We start from the raw sequence: 16,535 nt of genomic DNA, 5'->3' as shown, positions 1-16,535 counted from the left end.
AAGTGCAAAATGTTTTAATTATCAGAATGTGGAATTTCAAATTGTCTAGTTTTTCCCATCATATAAGCTAGCTTAATAATTTTTTGTTCTTCCTCAGACATTTCTCTATTAAACATTTTTTCAAATTGTTTAATTAACTTAGAAGTATCAAGTATGCTTTTTTCAGCATTGCTTCTAATAGGTTTCATATTTTTATTTACATCATATTTTATAATGTTTATATTTTTTTTAGGGATTTTCTTGAAAACTTCTGCTGTATAGTAAGCATCATTAAGAGCATTATGAAATTTATTTTCAATATTAATGTTTAATAATTCAGCAGCATTTTTAAGTCCAATATTAGTTCCTTTTGGACAATTAAGATACTTAGATACATAAAATTGAATATTAATATATTCCTTCGGAATTGGGGATATGTCCAAATTGTGGTATTGAACATTTCTAAATAATTCTTTTATATCACAAGCACCCCATACACACAATATGGTTTTATCATTACCTATAAATTCTAAAAGTTCTTTATAAACTTCTTTAAAAGATTGTGCTGCTCTTAACATATCTATTGAAATACCTGTCATTTCCTCTACAAAAGGGTTCATGACAGTGTATAATTTAGGTTTCACTAATTTGTTCAGGGTAGAAATAACCTGAAAATTTTCATCAAGCTTTACAGCACCAATTTGAATTATTTCAAAAGGACATTTTGAATTTGTTAAATTTTTGTTTTCTTTTTTAGAATTTAAACTTTGATTAAATTCTAAATCAAATACTATGTAATTCATTGTTATTCTCCTAAGTTTGTAAAATTTCTATAGATTGATTATATCACAATTTATTAGTGTTAACTTTTCTGTTTATTTGATCTAATGATTTTAACAAAAAAGTATATACTAATAACTAAAATTGTTATACAAGTTAAAAATTCACCTGCTTGTGTTACGATAGGAACTATGCTCTCCCAGGAATCACCAAACCAATAGCCTAAACCTAAGTACATACACGACCATAATAAATCGCCCAAAGCAACAAACAAACTAAAAGTTACCAATTTGTACTCTACAATTCCTGCTGCTGCATTAACAAAAGGTCCCATTACAGATATTAAAAACCTAGTAAAAAAAACTGTATCTTTGCCATGTTTTTTTAAATAATTTTGTGCTTTTATTATTTTAGGATGGAAATAAGTTTTCAATCGTAGAGATTTATTTAAAAATTTGTGACCTAAAAATTTCCATAGAATATAGGAAATAATATCACCAACACATGAAAGAAACCAAATTTCTAATAAAAGAATTACTATATTAAATTCACCAGCATAAGCAAAAGCGCCAGATGCTAGTACTACCAAACATGCTCCTGTTGGAATCCCTATAGATCCAAGCATAATTAAGATACTTAAAAACCAAATGTTATAATCTCTAAAATATATTATTAATAAATTAGTAAAACTACTCATGTTTTTTACCTTCTGAATCTTTTGGATTTTTTATAACTTTTCTTAAATTTTTTTTCATTTCTTCTGGAGTTTTATTATACTTTTTCGTTAATTCAACAATGGAGATATTTTCATCGCCACTTTGAGGAGTAATTTCAAGGAGTTTAAAAATTTCTTGTTCGTTTATATTATATATATGAGATATTTTTTTTACAGTCAGCCATTTATAAGTGCTCATATTTCCCAATTGTCTACTTTCTTTATTAGGAATCTTAATTTTTTTAATTCCTCTATGTAGCATTATGGATTGCCTGATTGTTATAAATATAATTATAATAATTAAAATTGATAATATACTTACTTTCGATTTATTTGTCATAAATATCCATCTCACTTGTATTATTATAGTTTTTATATACAATTTTTAAAAAGAACATATTGCATATAGGTATTTATAATGTTTTTACCAAATATATATCTAACCGTAATAAGTAGGGTTTATACTCTCATGAGTATCATTAGAAAATGCATAAACATAGTTACCTTTTGGTAATTATATCATGTAAAATTTGTTTGGTCACTTATTATAATATTTAGAGCATATTTAACCTTATCGTAAAATATAGAGAAATTCATGCTAATTAAATAGTTAATACAGGTTATGCTTATAGCAAGATTACTATAAAAAAGTCTAGCTAAGAAATAAAAAAATAATTAGCATTTTTATGACCCTAAAAAAGGATAACTTTAATAAGCTTCTTGATTAACTGTCAAAAAAGTTATTTTTACAGATTTGCTCCCTTATTGTTTATATCTGTAAAAATAACTTTTTAGGAAAAGACGTTAATTTTTTTACGGTTACATTTTATTTGCCTGAATTTAATGATTGAAATGAACTTACAATTTTTTGTGCAGTGCTCATATAATTATACCAGTTACCTGCTTTTGTCCATGTTCTAATACAAACAAAATTATTTGGTAATTCTATTACGGCATATCTAGAACGTGATTGAAACTCTACTGTAGAGTTAAGTAAAAAAGTTTTGGCTTTATATCCATTTATCTCAATATCCTTAACATCATATACTCCACTATTATCTTTTTCTTCTTTATTTATTTTCTGTATAAGAGTATTATTATATTTTTCTAATGTAATGTCACTTGATAAATTTTTTTTAGATACATACATTAGACTTGCATAGCAATTAGTGTCACAATCACCTACTGCTATAGATATTTCAGGATTATTTTTCTTAATTTCATCAATTTCCTTCCAACTATTTGGTACTGATATTTTGAATTTTTTCTCTGAATCTTCAAAGTCTTTTGGTTGTAAGTTTTTAGAATCCGTTGTTTCAGTATTTTCTACAGATTCTAATAGTTCTTTTGGATTTTGTGATTGTGCACTTAGTTGCTTACCTTTTTCTATAAGTTCTTTATTTTTTTCCTCATATTCAATTCTACTTTGTTGTTTTACAACTGATCTTAGATATCCACAAGTTGGTACACTTAACAATGCTGATCCACAAAGTAAAATAGATATTAATTTTTTTTTCATCTAATTTTCCTCCTAATGTAATATAAAGATTAGTAGCTTGCGGAATTCCGAAAGCGTTGACTTGCCTAACTTTTTAGCCGTTAGGCCTTTATATTTTTCTCCGCCATGAGATAATAAATGTATTCATACAAAATAATAAAACACGGAAGAGGAGAACAAACATGTTTTGTTTTAATAAAATTAAACAACTTAATATTTTTGAACAGGAATTTGATTTAAAACTGACTTTCAAACTGATCTTGCTGAACATTTTGGGGTGCTTCTACAAGTTTGGTCTTTTAACAAATGGCTGGGGTATTCCTTTGAATATAAAATTCTTCGATGAAGATTTTTATAAATCCTTTTAACCCATGTAAACAAACTAATAACAAAGTTAGAGGTTTAGAATATACTACTGAAGGAATTCCTCTTTGTCCATTAACTAAGGTCGAATTTAAATCTGAAGGTCCTTGTAAAGATAAAAATAGAAGTTTAAGATTTAAATTTACTTGCTTAAAATCTTTCGGGGATAAAAAAGTAAATGCTATCATACATGCGAAAATGCTTGTACAGATGACAAAAGTGGCCGTATAACATATGTTTATCCTGGTGTTCAAAGGAATTGTTCAGAATGGGAGGAAACATACCCTATTCGTGCAGGTATTGAGAGATCTATAGCTTCTTTTAAATACAATCTATGCATTGAACACCCAAGAACAATAAATACCACTATTATGCGTTTTGATCTATATATACTTAACTGCTATTTCTAAACTTATAAATATAATACTGGCTTACACCATAAACAAACCAGAATATATTAGAAGTATAAATAAACTTCTTAAAATAGCAGCTTAATCAACATATCCACAAGTGAATATAAGCTCAAATGCTACACATGCCTTTTTACCAAAAGGCTTTTGTTGTGCTGTATTTTTGTGGATTTTCAAGTAAAATTCCAAAAGTTATCCACATTCTTTAATTCTTAATTCTGCAATCATCCATAATATAAAAATTTTATATTATATGCAATCATTTGTCAATATTTTTACAAATTTTGTTATTATATGTTAAATGATTATGTTTATGATAAGATAATAGTGATATAATATCAATAAGATGCGAACTGCGAAGCAGTACGCAAGTGTGTGATGTTTCCTCTAGGCAATCTATTATAGAGTTTCGTTTTGTTTTTAGTAAAGTTTTTTCATAATGGCTCTAATTTTGACTAATAGTTAATATTTTAATGAAATATCATAGTAACCTTAATTAATTTAAAAAAGTAATAATACATTGCTGGTGATTTAATTTGATAAAATATAGTTTAAGATGTAAAATATAAAATGTTATAAATTTTACTTTAAATAGATATTTATATAAATTCTAGAAAGTTAAATAAAATATATTTTATATTGTAAATAAATTGTGAAGCATTTTTTAGAGGACAATTGTCAACTAATTTTGCGTCACATTATGCTTGTTACATGAACAATATTAATTTATAAAATACAATTTGATAGGAGAGTACAATGACAATGTTAAAAAAACATTTAGCAGCCTTATTATTAGCATCAAGTACATGCTTATTATATACATCCAAAGTACTTGCCAGTGATATAAAAGTAAATAGAATATCAGGTCAAGATCGTTTTGAAACTTGCAGTAGTATAGCAGATTCTGGTTGGACTAAAAGTGATTATGCGGTTTTGGTTAATAGTGAAATGTATGCAGATGCTGTTGTGTCATCACCATTAGCAGATCAATACAAAGCACCAATACTGCTTACGGAAAAGGATAATATTCCAGATACAGTAGTGGATGAATTAAATAGATTAAGAGTTAAAAAAGTATTTATTTTAGGTGGTCCAAGCTTAATATCTAAAAATGTTGAAAAACAACTAGGAAATATGGGCATATCTATTGAAGAAAGAATTGCAGGCCAAGACAGATATGAAACAGCAGTAAAAGTAGCAAGTCACATAACAAATCCTAATAATTCTATTTATGTGGTAGATGGCGAAGATTGGAGAGATGCATTAGCAATTAGTCCAATAGCTACCATATCTCATAGTCCTATAATTTTTACTAATAAAGATGGTGTTCCAGATGTAGTTAAAAAGAATATAGATAATACAACTCATACCTATAATATTATAGGAGAAAAGGATGACTATGATTTTTTAAATAATATTGAACAGCATTTAGGCGGAAAACATTTAAAAACTTTAGGATATAATAAAGTTGATACAAACATTGAAGTGTACAATTCTTTTAAGGATAAAATGAAGTTAAATAAGATTTATTTAGCATCAAGTAAAGCCTTTGCTGATGGTTTGTGTATAAGTCCATTAGCAGGAGAGAATAAAGGTCCACTATTTTTTGTGGATGAAAATAATATGAATGAAGTTAAAAACTTTTTAGATCAAAATGGAAAGAATGTAGGAGAAATTGATGTTATTGGTGGTCAAGGTGTTATTGCAGATTCAACACTACAAACTTTATTAAAATCAAATACTACTGCTAGTATAAATAATAGTGATAGTATAAACAATAGTAGAGAAAATGGAATTCCAGATGTGAATAAAAATAATAATGAAAATTCAAATGAATATCAAAATGTAAATAATGATGAAAATAATAGTTCAATAACTCCTATAATTGGACAATCGCAAGTATCAGTAGAACAATGTGAAAAATTTCTAAGAAAAAGAAATCCTAATGCTCCTTATTTAGCTAATATTTATAAGAAATACTGTGACATTTATGGAATAAGGTTGGAATGCGTATGGGTACAGATGTGTTTAGAAACAAACTTTTTAAGATATTCTGATACTTCAATAACCACATTAAATATGAATAATTACGCAGGTTTGGGGGCTTTAGATAACAACGGAAGAGGACAAGCTTTAAGTTTTCCTACCGAAGATGATGGAGTTAAATGCCATATTCAGCACCTATTTGCATACAGCAGTAAAAATCCATTACCAGATGGAGAAGTATTAATTGATCCAAGATTTAATCTTGTACAAAGGGGATGCGCTCCTAATATTGAAGACCTGGGAAATGGTAAATGGGCTTCAGATAAGGAATATGCTCACAAATTATTAAGTTTGTTAAATGAACTAGAAAATAATTAGAAACTGAAAATGTTAATATTAATAGAAATGATGATATATACATTCTAAATAAATGGATTAATGTTAAAATAAAAGACAAAGCCTAAAAGTCAAGCTTTGTCTTTTATTTTTTTTAATAGCAATTTTAGAAAGTTAAATATAAAATTAAGTTAAATATAAAATTATATTCTAACTATGTTTACTTTATTGCGAAAAAATGTAAAATTATTATATTAAATGTATTATTTAGATAAGGGGGAAATAAAAGAATGGTTAAAACGAAAGTTGGAAGAGGAATGTCGGATGATCTTGAGATAGCATTAGATGAAGCTACAAAGGATTTTGTTAATCCTAAATTAATAATTTACTATACAAGTAAAAGTCGATTTGAACAATTTTCTAAGCTTTTATATAATAAATTTCCTAATTATGTAATAATTGGAATCTATGTGTATGAAGAAATTTGTAAATATGGACTTACTAATGGAGCTTTATTAGCTATGAGCTTTGAAGAAGGAATAGAATGTTTTGCAGGCGTAATTGAAGACATAGACAAGTATCCTGTAAAATATATTCAGAAGGTACAAGATTGTATTAGTAAGTTAGGGGCTGTTAGTAATACAATATGCCTTGAATTTTGTGTTGGTACAACTAATAGTGAGAAAAAAGTACTTTCAACAATTAATTCTTTACTGCATGTATATGACATACCTTTGAATGATTATCATTTTAATCAAACTATGTTGATCTGTAGAATATTCAAAATCAGCTTTAAAGGAGGGAGTAGATTAATATGAAATGAGTGGAAGTAATTAAAGGCAGTACTATTTTTGTAAATATAAATTTAAAAGAAACGATAAAAGCCAATACTTAAAAATTAAGTAATGGCTTTCTATTCACTAAAATATATATCCAAAATATCGGTACTCTAATTTTGATCCCTATCTAACGATAGGTGGGTGTCAGCATAAATGATTCAATCGCCTTAAATGCCATAAAAGGACTCACAGAAAGGTACATTTCCACATTTAACTTATCGGACTCCCTAAGTAAAAATGTAGGTTCAAAATAAGAGCTTAACGAATACTCCAGAAAACATATTTTAAAATCTAGATTTAGAATTATAACTCAATAATTTTACAAAATTACTAATTAAAATTAAATCTGTAAAATAAATTATTGTTCTATGTGAATATGATAACAGATTTAAAGTTACAATTCAAGAGATTTATATATAGTAATTTATTCCTTAAGTGATAAACTAACAAAGTAATATTTACTCAATTTAGTGTAAAATATATACATTTGCAATAATTAAGTAAATACAGTATAATATTTTATGTTTATATCAAAATAATTTTATCACATAGGAGTATATTAGAAATGAGAGCAAGTTATAAAAATCCAAAAGAATTAGCAAGTAAATTGAGAGATTTAGTTGATACGTATTTTGAGGGTTTATTAAGTTATGAGGAATTAGAAAAAACTATTATAGCTATAATAAATGCCAATGGTGATAGGGTCTATAAAAATGGATTCATGCCAACAAAACTAGCTGGTATTTTAGGTGCTGAAAGAGTGGATGTTATAAACAAGATACAAAAAACAATGGAATAATTCATATATAAAAGGGGTTATCCTAAAGTAAGCTTTATATAATATATTAAGTTTTTAAGTTGAAATCTTAATATATTATATTTTTATTTTGGGAAAGCCCTTTTTATATATAAACTAATATTAAATAGAACTTTTGAAAAAGGAGTACGTGGTTTATGAAAAAATTACTGTATGATTGTGATAACACTATGGGACTACCAGGTAGAGATGTAGATGATGGACTTGTAATTCTGTATTTACTTGGAAGGCAGGATATAGAGTTAAAAGGTATAACAACAACTTATGGAAATAGCTCTCTTGATGAGGTATTTGAAAATACAAAGAATATGTTTAATTTTTTAGAGATAAAAAATATACCTTTGATAAAAGGGGCTAAATCATCACAATATAGAATAAGTGATGCAGCAAATTTTTTAGCAAGAGAAGCAGCCAAAAATCCTGGAGAAATTACTTTACTTGCAACAGGCTCACTAACTAATTTATATGGTGCATATGAATTAGATAATAATTTTTTTTGCAATATAAAAGAGATAGTTTTGATGGGTGGAATAACAAAACCTCTCATGATAAATGGTGTGAATTTAGATGAATTAAACTTTTCTTGTGATCCTTCAGCTGTATATGAAGTGTTGAATTCTAATAGTGATATAACTATATTAACGGGACATACTTGTCTTCAAGCTTTTTTTGGAGAAAAAGAGCTAAGTAAATTGAAATGTCAAAGTGATCATCGTATATATGAATTTATAGCAAGAAATATAGAACCTTGGTATAATTATGTGCACAAAACTTTTGGAATTTGGGGATTTTATAATTGGGACATTGTATCAGCGGTATATGTTACAAATCCAGAACTTTTTGAAGATAAATATGAGTATGTGGTTTCAAGTAAAACTGATTTAGGTAAAGGATATCTTAAAATTGATAATAGTAAATTCAGTTCAACAAAAATAAATATTCCAACTAGCATAAAAAATAGAGAAGAATTTAATAAAATTGTATTTGAAGCTTGGGAAAGGCTTAAATAATAAAAAGTTATAGTAAAACGTTTAAATATAAGCAATACTTATTTTTGGATATTGTTTTGTTTATATATGATATAATAATATGGATTTTTAGAGAAATGTATATATTATAGGGAGGGCAAAAATGTGAGAAAGATATTGGCATTATTTATGATTTTTATGTTATCAATAGGTTCCTTTGGATGTGCTCAAAAGAAGAGTTCAACTGACGATACAATGAATAAAAATTGGGATACCATATTAAAAGAAGCTAAAGGAACAACCGTTAATTTTTATGGTTGGGGTGGAAGTAAAACAACAAATGCGTGGATTGATGATTATTTAACTAAAATGTTAAAGGACAAATATGATATAACCTTAAAAAGAGTTCCTATGAATATTGAGGACATATTAAATAAGTTGATTGGAGATAAACAGGCGAATAATAAAAAGGGAACTATTGATGTAGTTTGGATTAATGGAGAAAACTTTTATACAGCAAAGCAAGCAGGAATACTCTATGGACCTTTTGCAGAAAAGCTGCCTAATTTTAATAAGTACATAGATAAGAATTCAATAGAAGTAAAATCTGATTTTGGATATTCTGTGGAAGGATATGAAGTACCTTATGGAAAAGCACAATTTGTAATGGTGTATAATGAAAATAAGGTATCGAAGATACCTGCAAGTGCACAGGAATTATTACAATTTGCAAAAGAAAACCCAGGCAAATTTACATATTCTGCACCTCCTGATTTTACTGGAAGTGCTTTTGTAAGAAACATTATATATGACACTGTTGGATATGATAAAATAGCTAATGCAAAGCCAGATAAAGCATCAGTAGAGAAAGTAATTCAACCAGCTATGGATTATTTAAAGCAATTAAAACCTTATTTGTGGAATAATGGAAAAACTTACCCATCTACCATAGCTCAATTAGATAATATGTATGCAGATAATCAATTGCTTATGAGTATGTCTTATAATCCAAATTCAATACCTGGTAAGGTAAAGAGCGGTGAGTATCCAAAAGATACAAAAAGTTTTATATTTAATAAGGGAACTATAGGAAATACTCATTTTTTAGCAATACCATATAATGCACCTAATAAATCAGGAGCAATGGCTGTTATAAATGCAATAATTACCGTTGAAGCACAAGCATCAAAATATGACCCAGAAGGTTGGGGAGATTTACCGGTTTTAGACAACAGTAAACTTTCAGCAGATGAAAAGAAGAAATTTGAAGAAATTAAAGTTGGAGAAGGAGTAATACCTCAGGAAAAATTATTGAGTCATAGAATTCCTGAAGTTCCAGCGCAGCTGGTACCTATTATAGAAAAGATTTGGTTAGAACAAATTCCAGGAGATAAATAGTAGTAAATTTTTGATAAATACTTAAAGGGGACATTGCAAAATGAAAAGAGAAGTTAAGCCATATATATTACTTCTTCCAGCTGCGGTTGTTTTACTTGGAATATTGGCATCTGGCATAATAATGGCTTTAGCACAAAGTTTAGGATATATGCCTATTATTGGTCTTAGAGAATTAACATTTAAATATTATGTTTCTATAATTTCTGATAAAAGCTTTTTAGAATCTTTAATATTTAGCTTGAAAATTTCATTGATTTCATCAATCATAGCAGTTATAGTTGGTGTAGTACTTGCTTACTCTATGCTTATTAATAAGCATAGAGTAAGTATAGAAAAAACGTTGTACATACTTCCTATAATAGTACCTCATATGGTTGCTTCTTTTTTAATGTTCAATATTCTATCTCAAAGTGGACTGTTGCCTAGAATTTTATATGGACTTGGTATGTTAAAGGAACAATCACATTTTCCAAATTTAATTTTTGATAGACATGGTATTGGAATTATAATGACTTATCTTTGGAAGGAGATACCATTTGTAGCTATGGTAGTGTATGCATTTATGAGCAACATAAATAGAAATCTTGAGGAGGTAGCTGTGAATTTAGGGGCTAGCAGAAGACAGCGTTTCTGGTACATTATACTTCCTTTATCATGGCCTTCAATTATATCTTCTTTTATTATTATATTTGCATTTTCATTTGGTGCATTTGAAGTTCCATACTTGCTTGGACCTACTACACCTAAAACTTTACCAATAAAAGCGTTTATAGAATATTCAAATCCTGATATTTCTAATAGACCTTATGCAATGGCTTTAAATGTTATTCTTACTTTTATTTCTATAATAATAGTATGGATTTATGATAAAACTCTTAGTTTGGTTTGCAGAAATATATAAAGTTTTAAGCTTTGATTTTATACAGGAGTGAAAGGGTTTATGAAGAAAAATATTGCTTTTAATATAGTTATTTATTTGGCTGTCTTTTTAATTGTTTTACCATTAATAGTTTTGCTATTATGGGGATTTAGTAAAAGATGGCCTTGGCCATATATTGTACCTAGAGAGTATAGCTTAAGAGGAATAAATTATTTTTTAACTGGTTATGGTAATTCTACTAAAATACTTTTATATAGTATTTTTTTATCCTTTGTAGTTACTGTAATCACTTTAATAATAAGTATACCAGCTGCTAGAGCTTTAGGATTATATGAATTTAAAGGAAAAAGTTTTTTTAAACTGCTTGTACTTTTACCACTTATTATATCACCAGTGGCAATTGGTATTGGTATTCAGGTGTTCTTTATAAAAATTGGACTTGCAAATACATTCTTAGGTGTAGTTTTAGTACACTTAATACCATGTTTGCCTTATGGTATAAGGATACTTACTGATGTGTTTGAAATTTTAGGTGAATCTATGGAATTTCAGGCCAGAACATTAGGAGCAAGTAAGCTGCAGACTTTTTTTTATGTAACTTTACCCTTAATATCTCCAGGTCTAATATCTGCAGCAAGTTTAGTATTTATAGTATCCTTAAGCCAGTACTTTCTAACCTTTATAGTAGGAGGTGGAAATGTTATAACCTTCTCTATGCTTATGTTTCCATTCATTCAAAGTGGAGATAGAACTATAGCAGCTTGTTATAGTATTGTATTTATAGTTACTACTTTAATACTTTTAGTTATAATGGAGAAAAAAGTTAAAGCTTACTATGCAATAGAAAATCATTTTTATATTTAGGAGAAAACATATGGCTAAGTTACAAATAAAAGATATAAATAAAAGTTTTAATGAAACAAAAGTATTGAAAAATATAAATTTTTTCGTAGATGATGGTGAAATAATATCTCTTTTAGGTGAATCTGGATGTGGAAAAAGTACTACATTAAAAATTATTGCTGGACTTATGAAACCTGATAATGGAGATATAATTATAGATGAATATTCTGTTTTAAATGTACCACCAGAAAAACGAAAGACAGTAATTGTATTTCAAGACCATTTGCTATTTCCTCATTTGAATACAGAGGATAATATTGGTTTTGGTCTTAAAATGGCTGGTGTAAAAAAACATATTAAAGATAACAAGGTTGCAGAAATAGTAACTTTGTTAAAACTCCAGGGTTTAGAGAAAAGATATCCAAAAGAATTGTCAGGAGGTCAAAGGCAGAGGGTTGCATTAGGTAGGGCTTTAGCAGTTGAACCTAAAGTTCTTTTATTAGATGAACCTTTTTCAAGCTTAGATATGAGACTGAGAGATGAAATGAGGGAATTGGTGTTAGATATACAAAAGAGACTTAGAATAACCACCGTTTTGGTTACTCATGATAAAGAGGAAGCTCTAATGATGTCAGACAAAATTGCAATAATGATGAATGGAAATATAAAGCAGTTTGATACTCCAGAAAATATTTATGAAAAGCCTATAGATCCATTGGTTGCAGATTTTTTAGGAGAAAAAAATCATATAAAAGGTTATGTTGACAATGGAATATTTCATTGTGAACTTGGAAATTTTCAAATAGAAGTATTTTCTAAAGAAAATGGTGAAATTATGATAAAGCCAGAAGATATACAGCTTTTATCTAAAAACGAAGAAAGCAACTTTAGTGATATTATATATGGCATTATAAAAAAGAGAAGATACCTAGGAGATAAAATTCACTATATCGTTGAAGCTGAAGAAAATGATTTCAAGGTAATATCCAATAAGCATATGAAATTTAATATAGGTGAAAATGTAAAACTTAATATAAATTTTTCAAAGGGAATTTTTTATTCAACCCCTGACAAAGAAAAGTAATTATTTAAACTTTAATTTTCATAATGAAGCTTGAAAAATGTTAATGATGGTGATGATTATGGTATCGATTATAATTCCTGTATTAAATGAAGAGAAAAATATTGAAAAAAGTTTGATTCAATTTAATAGATTAAAGGGTAATAAAGAAATTATTATAGTAGATGGTGGAAGTAGTGACAGTACAAAACAGATTGCAGAGAGATTTGCTAAGGTAGTCTTAAGTGAAAGAGGAAGGGCAAATCAGATGAATAAAGGTGCTGCAAAGGCCAGAGGAGATATACTTTGGTTTGTTCATTTAGATTCAATTGTCAATGAGAATTCTATTGAAAAAATTCAGTTAGCTATAGATGAAAAATATGTTGGTGGAGGATTCTCATTAAAATTTTATGATTATGATACATTGTTTATGAAGTATATATCAACAACTTCCAATCTCAGAGCTAAATATTTAGGATTGTACTTTGGTGATCAAGGGATTTTTGTTAGAAGAGATGTGTTTGAAGGCGTAGGAGGATATCCTAAGCAAGAAATAATGGAAGATTGGGAACTTTCACTTTTGATTAAAAAGATGGGTAAGCTAAAGCTTATTAACACCACCATAGGTACTTCAGCTAGAAGATTTAAAAATGGAGGACAATTAAAAACCCACTTATTGATGCATAAAATAAAATTGCTGTACTTATTAGGAACACCTACAGATAAATTAGCTAAAATTTATAAGGATGTGAGATAAAATAATGAATGCTCTTATACTTATGACTAGAGTGCCAATTGCAGGCATGACAAAGACACGATTAATGAAAATTTTTACAGGTACAGAATGTGCACAGCTGCAGAAATGCTTTCTTTTGGACTTGTTTAAAATGCTTACTAAAATTAGAAAAACAGTAGATATATATATAACCTATACTCCCGAAAAATCCTTTTACTTAATAGACCATATTATTCCAAGCTTTATAAATAGTTTTCCACAAGAAGGAGATGATTTAGGAGATAGGATGAATAATGCAATTGAAAAACTTTTAAATAAAGGGTATTCAAAAGTAGTATTAATTGGGTCGGATATACCATCTCTTCAACCTGAAGACATTAGTAAAGCTTATGAGGAGCTTGAAAATAATGATATTTGCCTGGGACCAACCAATGATGGTGGTTATTATTTGATTGGCATGAAAAAAAAATGTAAGGAGATTTTTAACAATAACTTGAAGTGGGGAAATAAGTCTGTATTTGAAGCTACTTTAGCAATAGCTAATAACTTAGGATATAATGTAGGTCTTACAACAAAGCTTAATGATATAGATGAAAAAGAAGATATTGAAGATCTTGTTAAAAGAGTAAAAAGAAGAGAATTTAATACAAAGCTGTTACCTTATAATACAGTAAATTTTATAGAAAATAAATGGGGAGATGTTCCTAGTGCTAAAAGATATATTAAATAATAAAATTTATGACTATTTAAAATATAGCAATTTAAATGAAAAACTTAATATTGGAGAAGATTATAATGTAAAATTTTTAGCTCAAGGAGAATATAATATTAATTTTACACTTGAAGGCTCTAATAAAAAGTATGTTTTTAGAGTAAATACAGGCAGTCAGCTTGGATTAGAAAATCAAATAAAATATGAGTATGAAGCTTTAAAAAATTTGGAGGCAAGCAGTGTAACACCAAAGGTTTATTATTTAGATGATAGTAAAAAAGGTTTGGATTATGGAATATTAGTAATGGAATTTCTTGAAGGAAGGCCCTTAAGATATGATAAAGACTTAAATTCTGCAGCAAAAATATTTGCTAAGATACATTCTATAGATACAAATGGAAAGGGCCTTAAGAATTTTATTGTAGAAGATAATATATTTTCTGCAAGAATAAGTGAATCTCAAAAATTACTTAGAGACTTTTTTAAATCTTCTAAAATACCTTTGTATCTTAAAAATTTTTTTGATGAATTTACTAACTGGGCTGAAAAAAATAGGCATGAGGAAAAATATTTTTTGGAAAATAAGTGGCATGTTATCAATAACACTGAAGTGAATTCTGGTAATTTTATAATTGGAAAGGAAAAGTCTTATCTTATAGATTGGGAGAAGCCTGTAATAAGTGATCCTTGCCAGGATTTAACACAGTTTTTAGCATCAACTACTACTTTGTGGAAAACAGACTGTATATTAAAAGAAGAAGAAAAAGAAGAATTTTTTAAAGTATATATAAGTAATTTAAAAGATAATAGTATAAGAGAAAGAGTGAAACTATATACTCCATTTCTTTATTTAAGAGCGTTATCTTGGTGTGCATATGCATATTTGGAATACAAAAAGGAAGATAAGGAAATTAAAAATATGGATACCTATAATAAAATAAAAGAATATTTAGATTTGGATTTTATGAAAGACTTATTAAAAAGTTATTTTTAACTAAAGTTAATAATATAGAGTGTATATTAAAATAGATATAAAATCTAGGAGGCCATATGAGTAATTTTACATATTCGGATGAGTTTAATAATAAAGCCAAAGAGTTTTCAGAAAGCTGTATTAACTGTAAAGCTTGTGTTAAAGAATGTGAAATGCTAAGCAATTTTAAAATTGATCCTAAGAAGTTTTTTGATATAGATACAAATATAATGAATGCTGACCCTAATATTCCATATTCTTGTAATACTTGTGGTACTTGCACTAAGGTATGTCCAAAAGGATTAAAGCTTGAAGAATTATTTGTTGATATGAGAAAAGAGCATATAAGGCATAATGAAGGAATATCCCCAATGAAGGGACATAAAAGTATAGAATTTCATCAAGCCTTTAGCTTTTCTAAAATGTTTAATACTTCCATACCAGATATAAAGGCAGGATATACAAAAAGGGTATTTATTCCAGGCTGCAGCTTATCATCATACAGGCCGGAACTTGTAGGAAAAACCTTAGAATATTTGCAGGAAAAACTTCCTGGAACAGGTGCAATATTAAAATGTTGTGGTAAACCAACATTATCATTAGGAGAAGAAGAAAAGTTTCATCAAAGGTATTCAGAACTTCAGAAGGAGATTGATAAGCTTGGCGCTGAAGAAGTAATAACTGCTTGTGAAAATTGTTATATTACAATGTCTAAGTTTAGTCCTAAACAAAAAGTAAGATCCCTATGGACTGTTATTCCTGAAATAGGGCTATATGGTGAAATGAAAGGAAAAGGTAAGAGTAGTAATATTACTTTTAGTGTTCATGATGCATGTCCTACAAGAAATAATTCAGATATTCATGAGGGTGTAAGGTGGATTATAAATGAATTAGGATATAAATTTAAAGAAACAGAGTATTCTAGAGAAAATACTAGATGCTGTGGTTTTGGAGGAATGGTTGTACCTGCAAATCCCAAACTTTCTCAAGAAGTGATAAAGAAAAGTGCAGGAAATTTGGGAAATTATGTAGTAACATATTGTGCAAGTTGCAGAGAAGCTATGGCCATTGGTGGAAAAAAATCTTTTCACATACTTGATTTAATGTTTGATGATAGTTATACTAAGGATTCAAATATACCAATTTTAAAGAAAAGTTTTTTACAGAATTGGACATCAAGATATAAGTGTAAACGAATTTTGAAACACAAAGGAAATTAAATTTGGAGTTATTTCAACTATA

17 protein-coding genes and 1 other RNA gene are annotated in these 16,535 nt (G+C 27.9%); 13 read left to right on the top strand and 5 right to left on the bottom strand.

What is annotated here, in order from left to right; translation table 11 throughout:
* Nucleotides 1-14: 14 nt before the first annotated feature.
* From Q6H37_RS16000 to Q6H37_RS15985, 4 genes are all read right to left on the bottom strand, one after another.
* Nucleotides 15-782 (bottom strand): 3'-5' exonuclease, encoded by a 768-nt coding sequence (locus tag Q6H37_RS16000; RefSeq protein WP_318733923.1) that lies wholly within the window; start codon nt 780-782, stop codon nt 15-17.
* A gap of 59 nt (nt 783-841) precedes the next feature.
* Nucleotides 842-1,456 (bottom strand): DedA family protein, encoded by a 615-nt coding sequence (locus Q6H37_RS15995; RefSeq protein ID WP_318733921.1) that lies wholly within the window; start codon nt 1,454-1,456, stop codon nt 842-844.
* Nucleotides 1,449-1,814: a hypothetical protein gene (locus Q6H37_RS15990; protein ID WP_318733919.1), complete on the bottom strand. Its 366-nt coding sequence runs from the start codon at nt 1,812-1,814 to the stop codon at nt 1,449-1,451. The genes Q6H37_RS15995 and Q6H37_RS15990 overlap by 8 nt, the downstream gene beginning before the upstream one ends.
* Before the next feature lie 486 nt (nt 1,815-2,300).
* On the bottom strand, nt 2,301-2,993 hold the full coding sequence (locus Q6H37_RS15985) for a PsbP-related protein (RefSeq protein ID WP_318733916.1): 693 nt from the start codon (nt 2,991-2,993) through the stop codon (nt 2,301-2,303).
* A 321-nt stretch (nt 2,994-3,314) separates the two neighbouring features.
* Here Q6H37_RS15985 and Q6H37_RS15980 point away from each other — a divergent pair, with 321 nt between their 5' ends.
* From Q6H37_RS15980 to Q6H37_RS15970, 3 genes are all read left to right on the top strand, one after another.
* Entirely contained in the window at nt 3,315-3,566 is a 252-nt protein-coding gene (locus Q6H37_RS15980) for a hypothetical protein (RefSeq protein WP_318733915.1), read from the top strand.
* Nucleotides 3,567-4,507: 941 nt separating this feature from the next.
* Nucleotides 4,508-6,109 (top strand): cell wall-binding repeat-containing protein, encoded by a 1,602-nt coding sequence (locus tag Q6H37_RS15975; protein WP_318733913.1) that lies wholly within the window; start codon nt 4,508-4,510, stop codon nt 6,107-6,109.
* 248 nt (nt 6,110-6,357) lie between these two features.
* Complete coding sequence (locus Q6H37_RS15970; protein ID WP_318733911.1) at nt 6,358-6,885, top strand: FIST N-terminal domain-containing protein; 528 nt, start codon at nt 6,358-6,360, stop codon at nt 6,883-6,885.
* A 108-nt stretch (nt 6,886-6,993) separates the two neighbouring features.
* On the opposite strand, the gene ssrS is transcribed toward Q6H37_RS15970, so the two are convergent.
* A non-coding RNA gene (gene ssrS / locus Q6H37_RS15965) (6S RNA) lies at nt 6,994-7,186 on the bottom strand.
* Between the two features lie 285 nt (nt 7,187-7,471).
* Between ssrS and Q6H37_RS15960 the strand changes: the two genes are divergently transcribed.
* From Q6H37_RS15960 to Q6H37_RS15915, 10 genes are all read left to right on the top strand, one after another.
* On the top strand, nt 7,472-7,705 hold the full coding sequence (locus tag Q6H37_RS15960) for a TIGR04540 family protein (RefSeq protein ID WP_318733909.1): 234 nt from the start codon (nt 7,472-7,474) through the stop codon (nt 7,703-7,705).
* Between the two features lie 155 nt (nt 7,706-7,860).
* Nucleotides 7,861-8,733, top strand: a complete 873-nt coding sequence (locus tag Q6H37_RS15955) for a nucleoside hydrolase (protein WP_318733908.1) — start codon at nt 7,861-7,863, stop codon at nt 8,731-8,733.
* 123 nt (nt 8,734-8,856) lie between these two features.
* Complete coding sequence (locus Q6H37_RS15950) at nt 8,857-10,089, top strand: ABC transporter substrate-binding protein (protein WP_412523861.1); 1,233 nt, start codon at nt 8,857-8,859, stop codon at nt 10,087-10,089.
* Between the two features lie 40 nt (nt 10,090-10,129).
* A complete protein-coding gene (locus Q6H37_RS15945) occupies nt 10,130-10,990 on the top strand; it encodes an ABC transporter permease (RefSeq protein ID WP_318733907.1) in 861 nt (286 codons plus the stop codon).
* Nucleotides 10,991-11,029: 39 nt separating this feature from the next.
* Nucleotides 11,030-11,833 carry an ABC transporter permease gene (locus tag Q6H37_RS15940; protein WP_318733905.1) on the top strand — a complete coding sequence of 268 codons (804 nt, stop codon included), beginning with the start codon at nt 11,030-11,032 and terminating at the stop codon, nt 11,831-11,833.
* A gap of 10 nt (nt 11,834-11,843) precedes the next feature.
* Nucleotides 11,844-12,896, top strand: a complete 1,053-nt coding sequence (locus Q6H37_RS15935; protein WP_318733903.1) for an ABC transporter ATP-binding protein — start codon at nt 11,844-11,846, stop codon at nt 12,894-12,896.
* Between the two features lie 58 nt (nt 12,897-12,954).
* A complete protein-coding gene (locus Q6H37_RS15930; protein WP_318733901.1) occupies nt 12,955-13,629 on the top strand; it encodes a TIGR04283 family arsenosugar biosynthesis glycosyltransferase in 675 nt (224 codons plus the stop codon).
* A gap of 4 nt (nt 13,630-13,633) precedes the next feature.
* Nucleotides 13,634-14,338 carry a TIGR04282 family arsenosugar biosynthesis glycosyltransferase gene (locus Q6H37_RS15925; protein WP_318733899.1) on the top strand — a complete coding sequence of 235 codons (705 nt, stop codon included), beginning with the start codon at nt 13,634-13,636 and terminating at the stop codon, nt 14,336-14,338.
* Nucleotides 14,316-15,314 carry a phosphotransferase gene (locus tag Q6H37_RS15920; protein ID WP_318733897.1) on the top strand — a complete coding sequence of 333 codons (999 nt, stop codon included), beginning with the start codon at nt 14,316-14,318 and terminating at the stop codon, nt 15,312-15,314. Before Q6H37_RS15925 ends, Q6H37_RS15920 begins: the two co-directional genes overlap by 23 nt.
* 56 nt (nt 15,315-15,370) lie before the next feature.
* Complete coding sequence (locus Q6H37_RS15915; protein ID WP_318733895.1) at nt 15,371-16,513, top strand: (Fe-S)-binding protein; 1,143 nt, start codon at nt 15,371-15,373, stop codon at nt 16,511-16,513.
* Nucleotides 16,514-16,535: the final 22 nt, after the last annotated feature.

The sequence above is a fragment of the Clostridium sp. JS66 genome, assembly GCF_033561535.1.
Classification (GTDB): domain Bacteria; phylum Bacillota; class Clostridia; order Clostridiales; family Clostridiaceae; genus Clostridium_AM; species Clostridium_AM carboxidivorans.
Note: the sequence above shows the minus strand (reverse complement) of the source record. Positions and strands in the feature narration are given on the sequence as shown.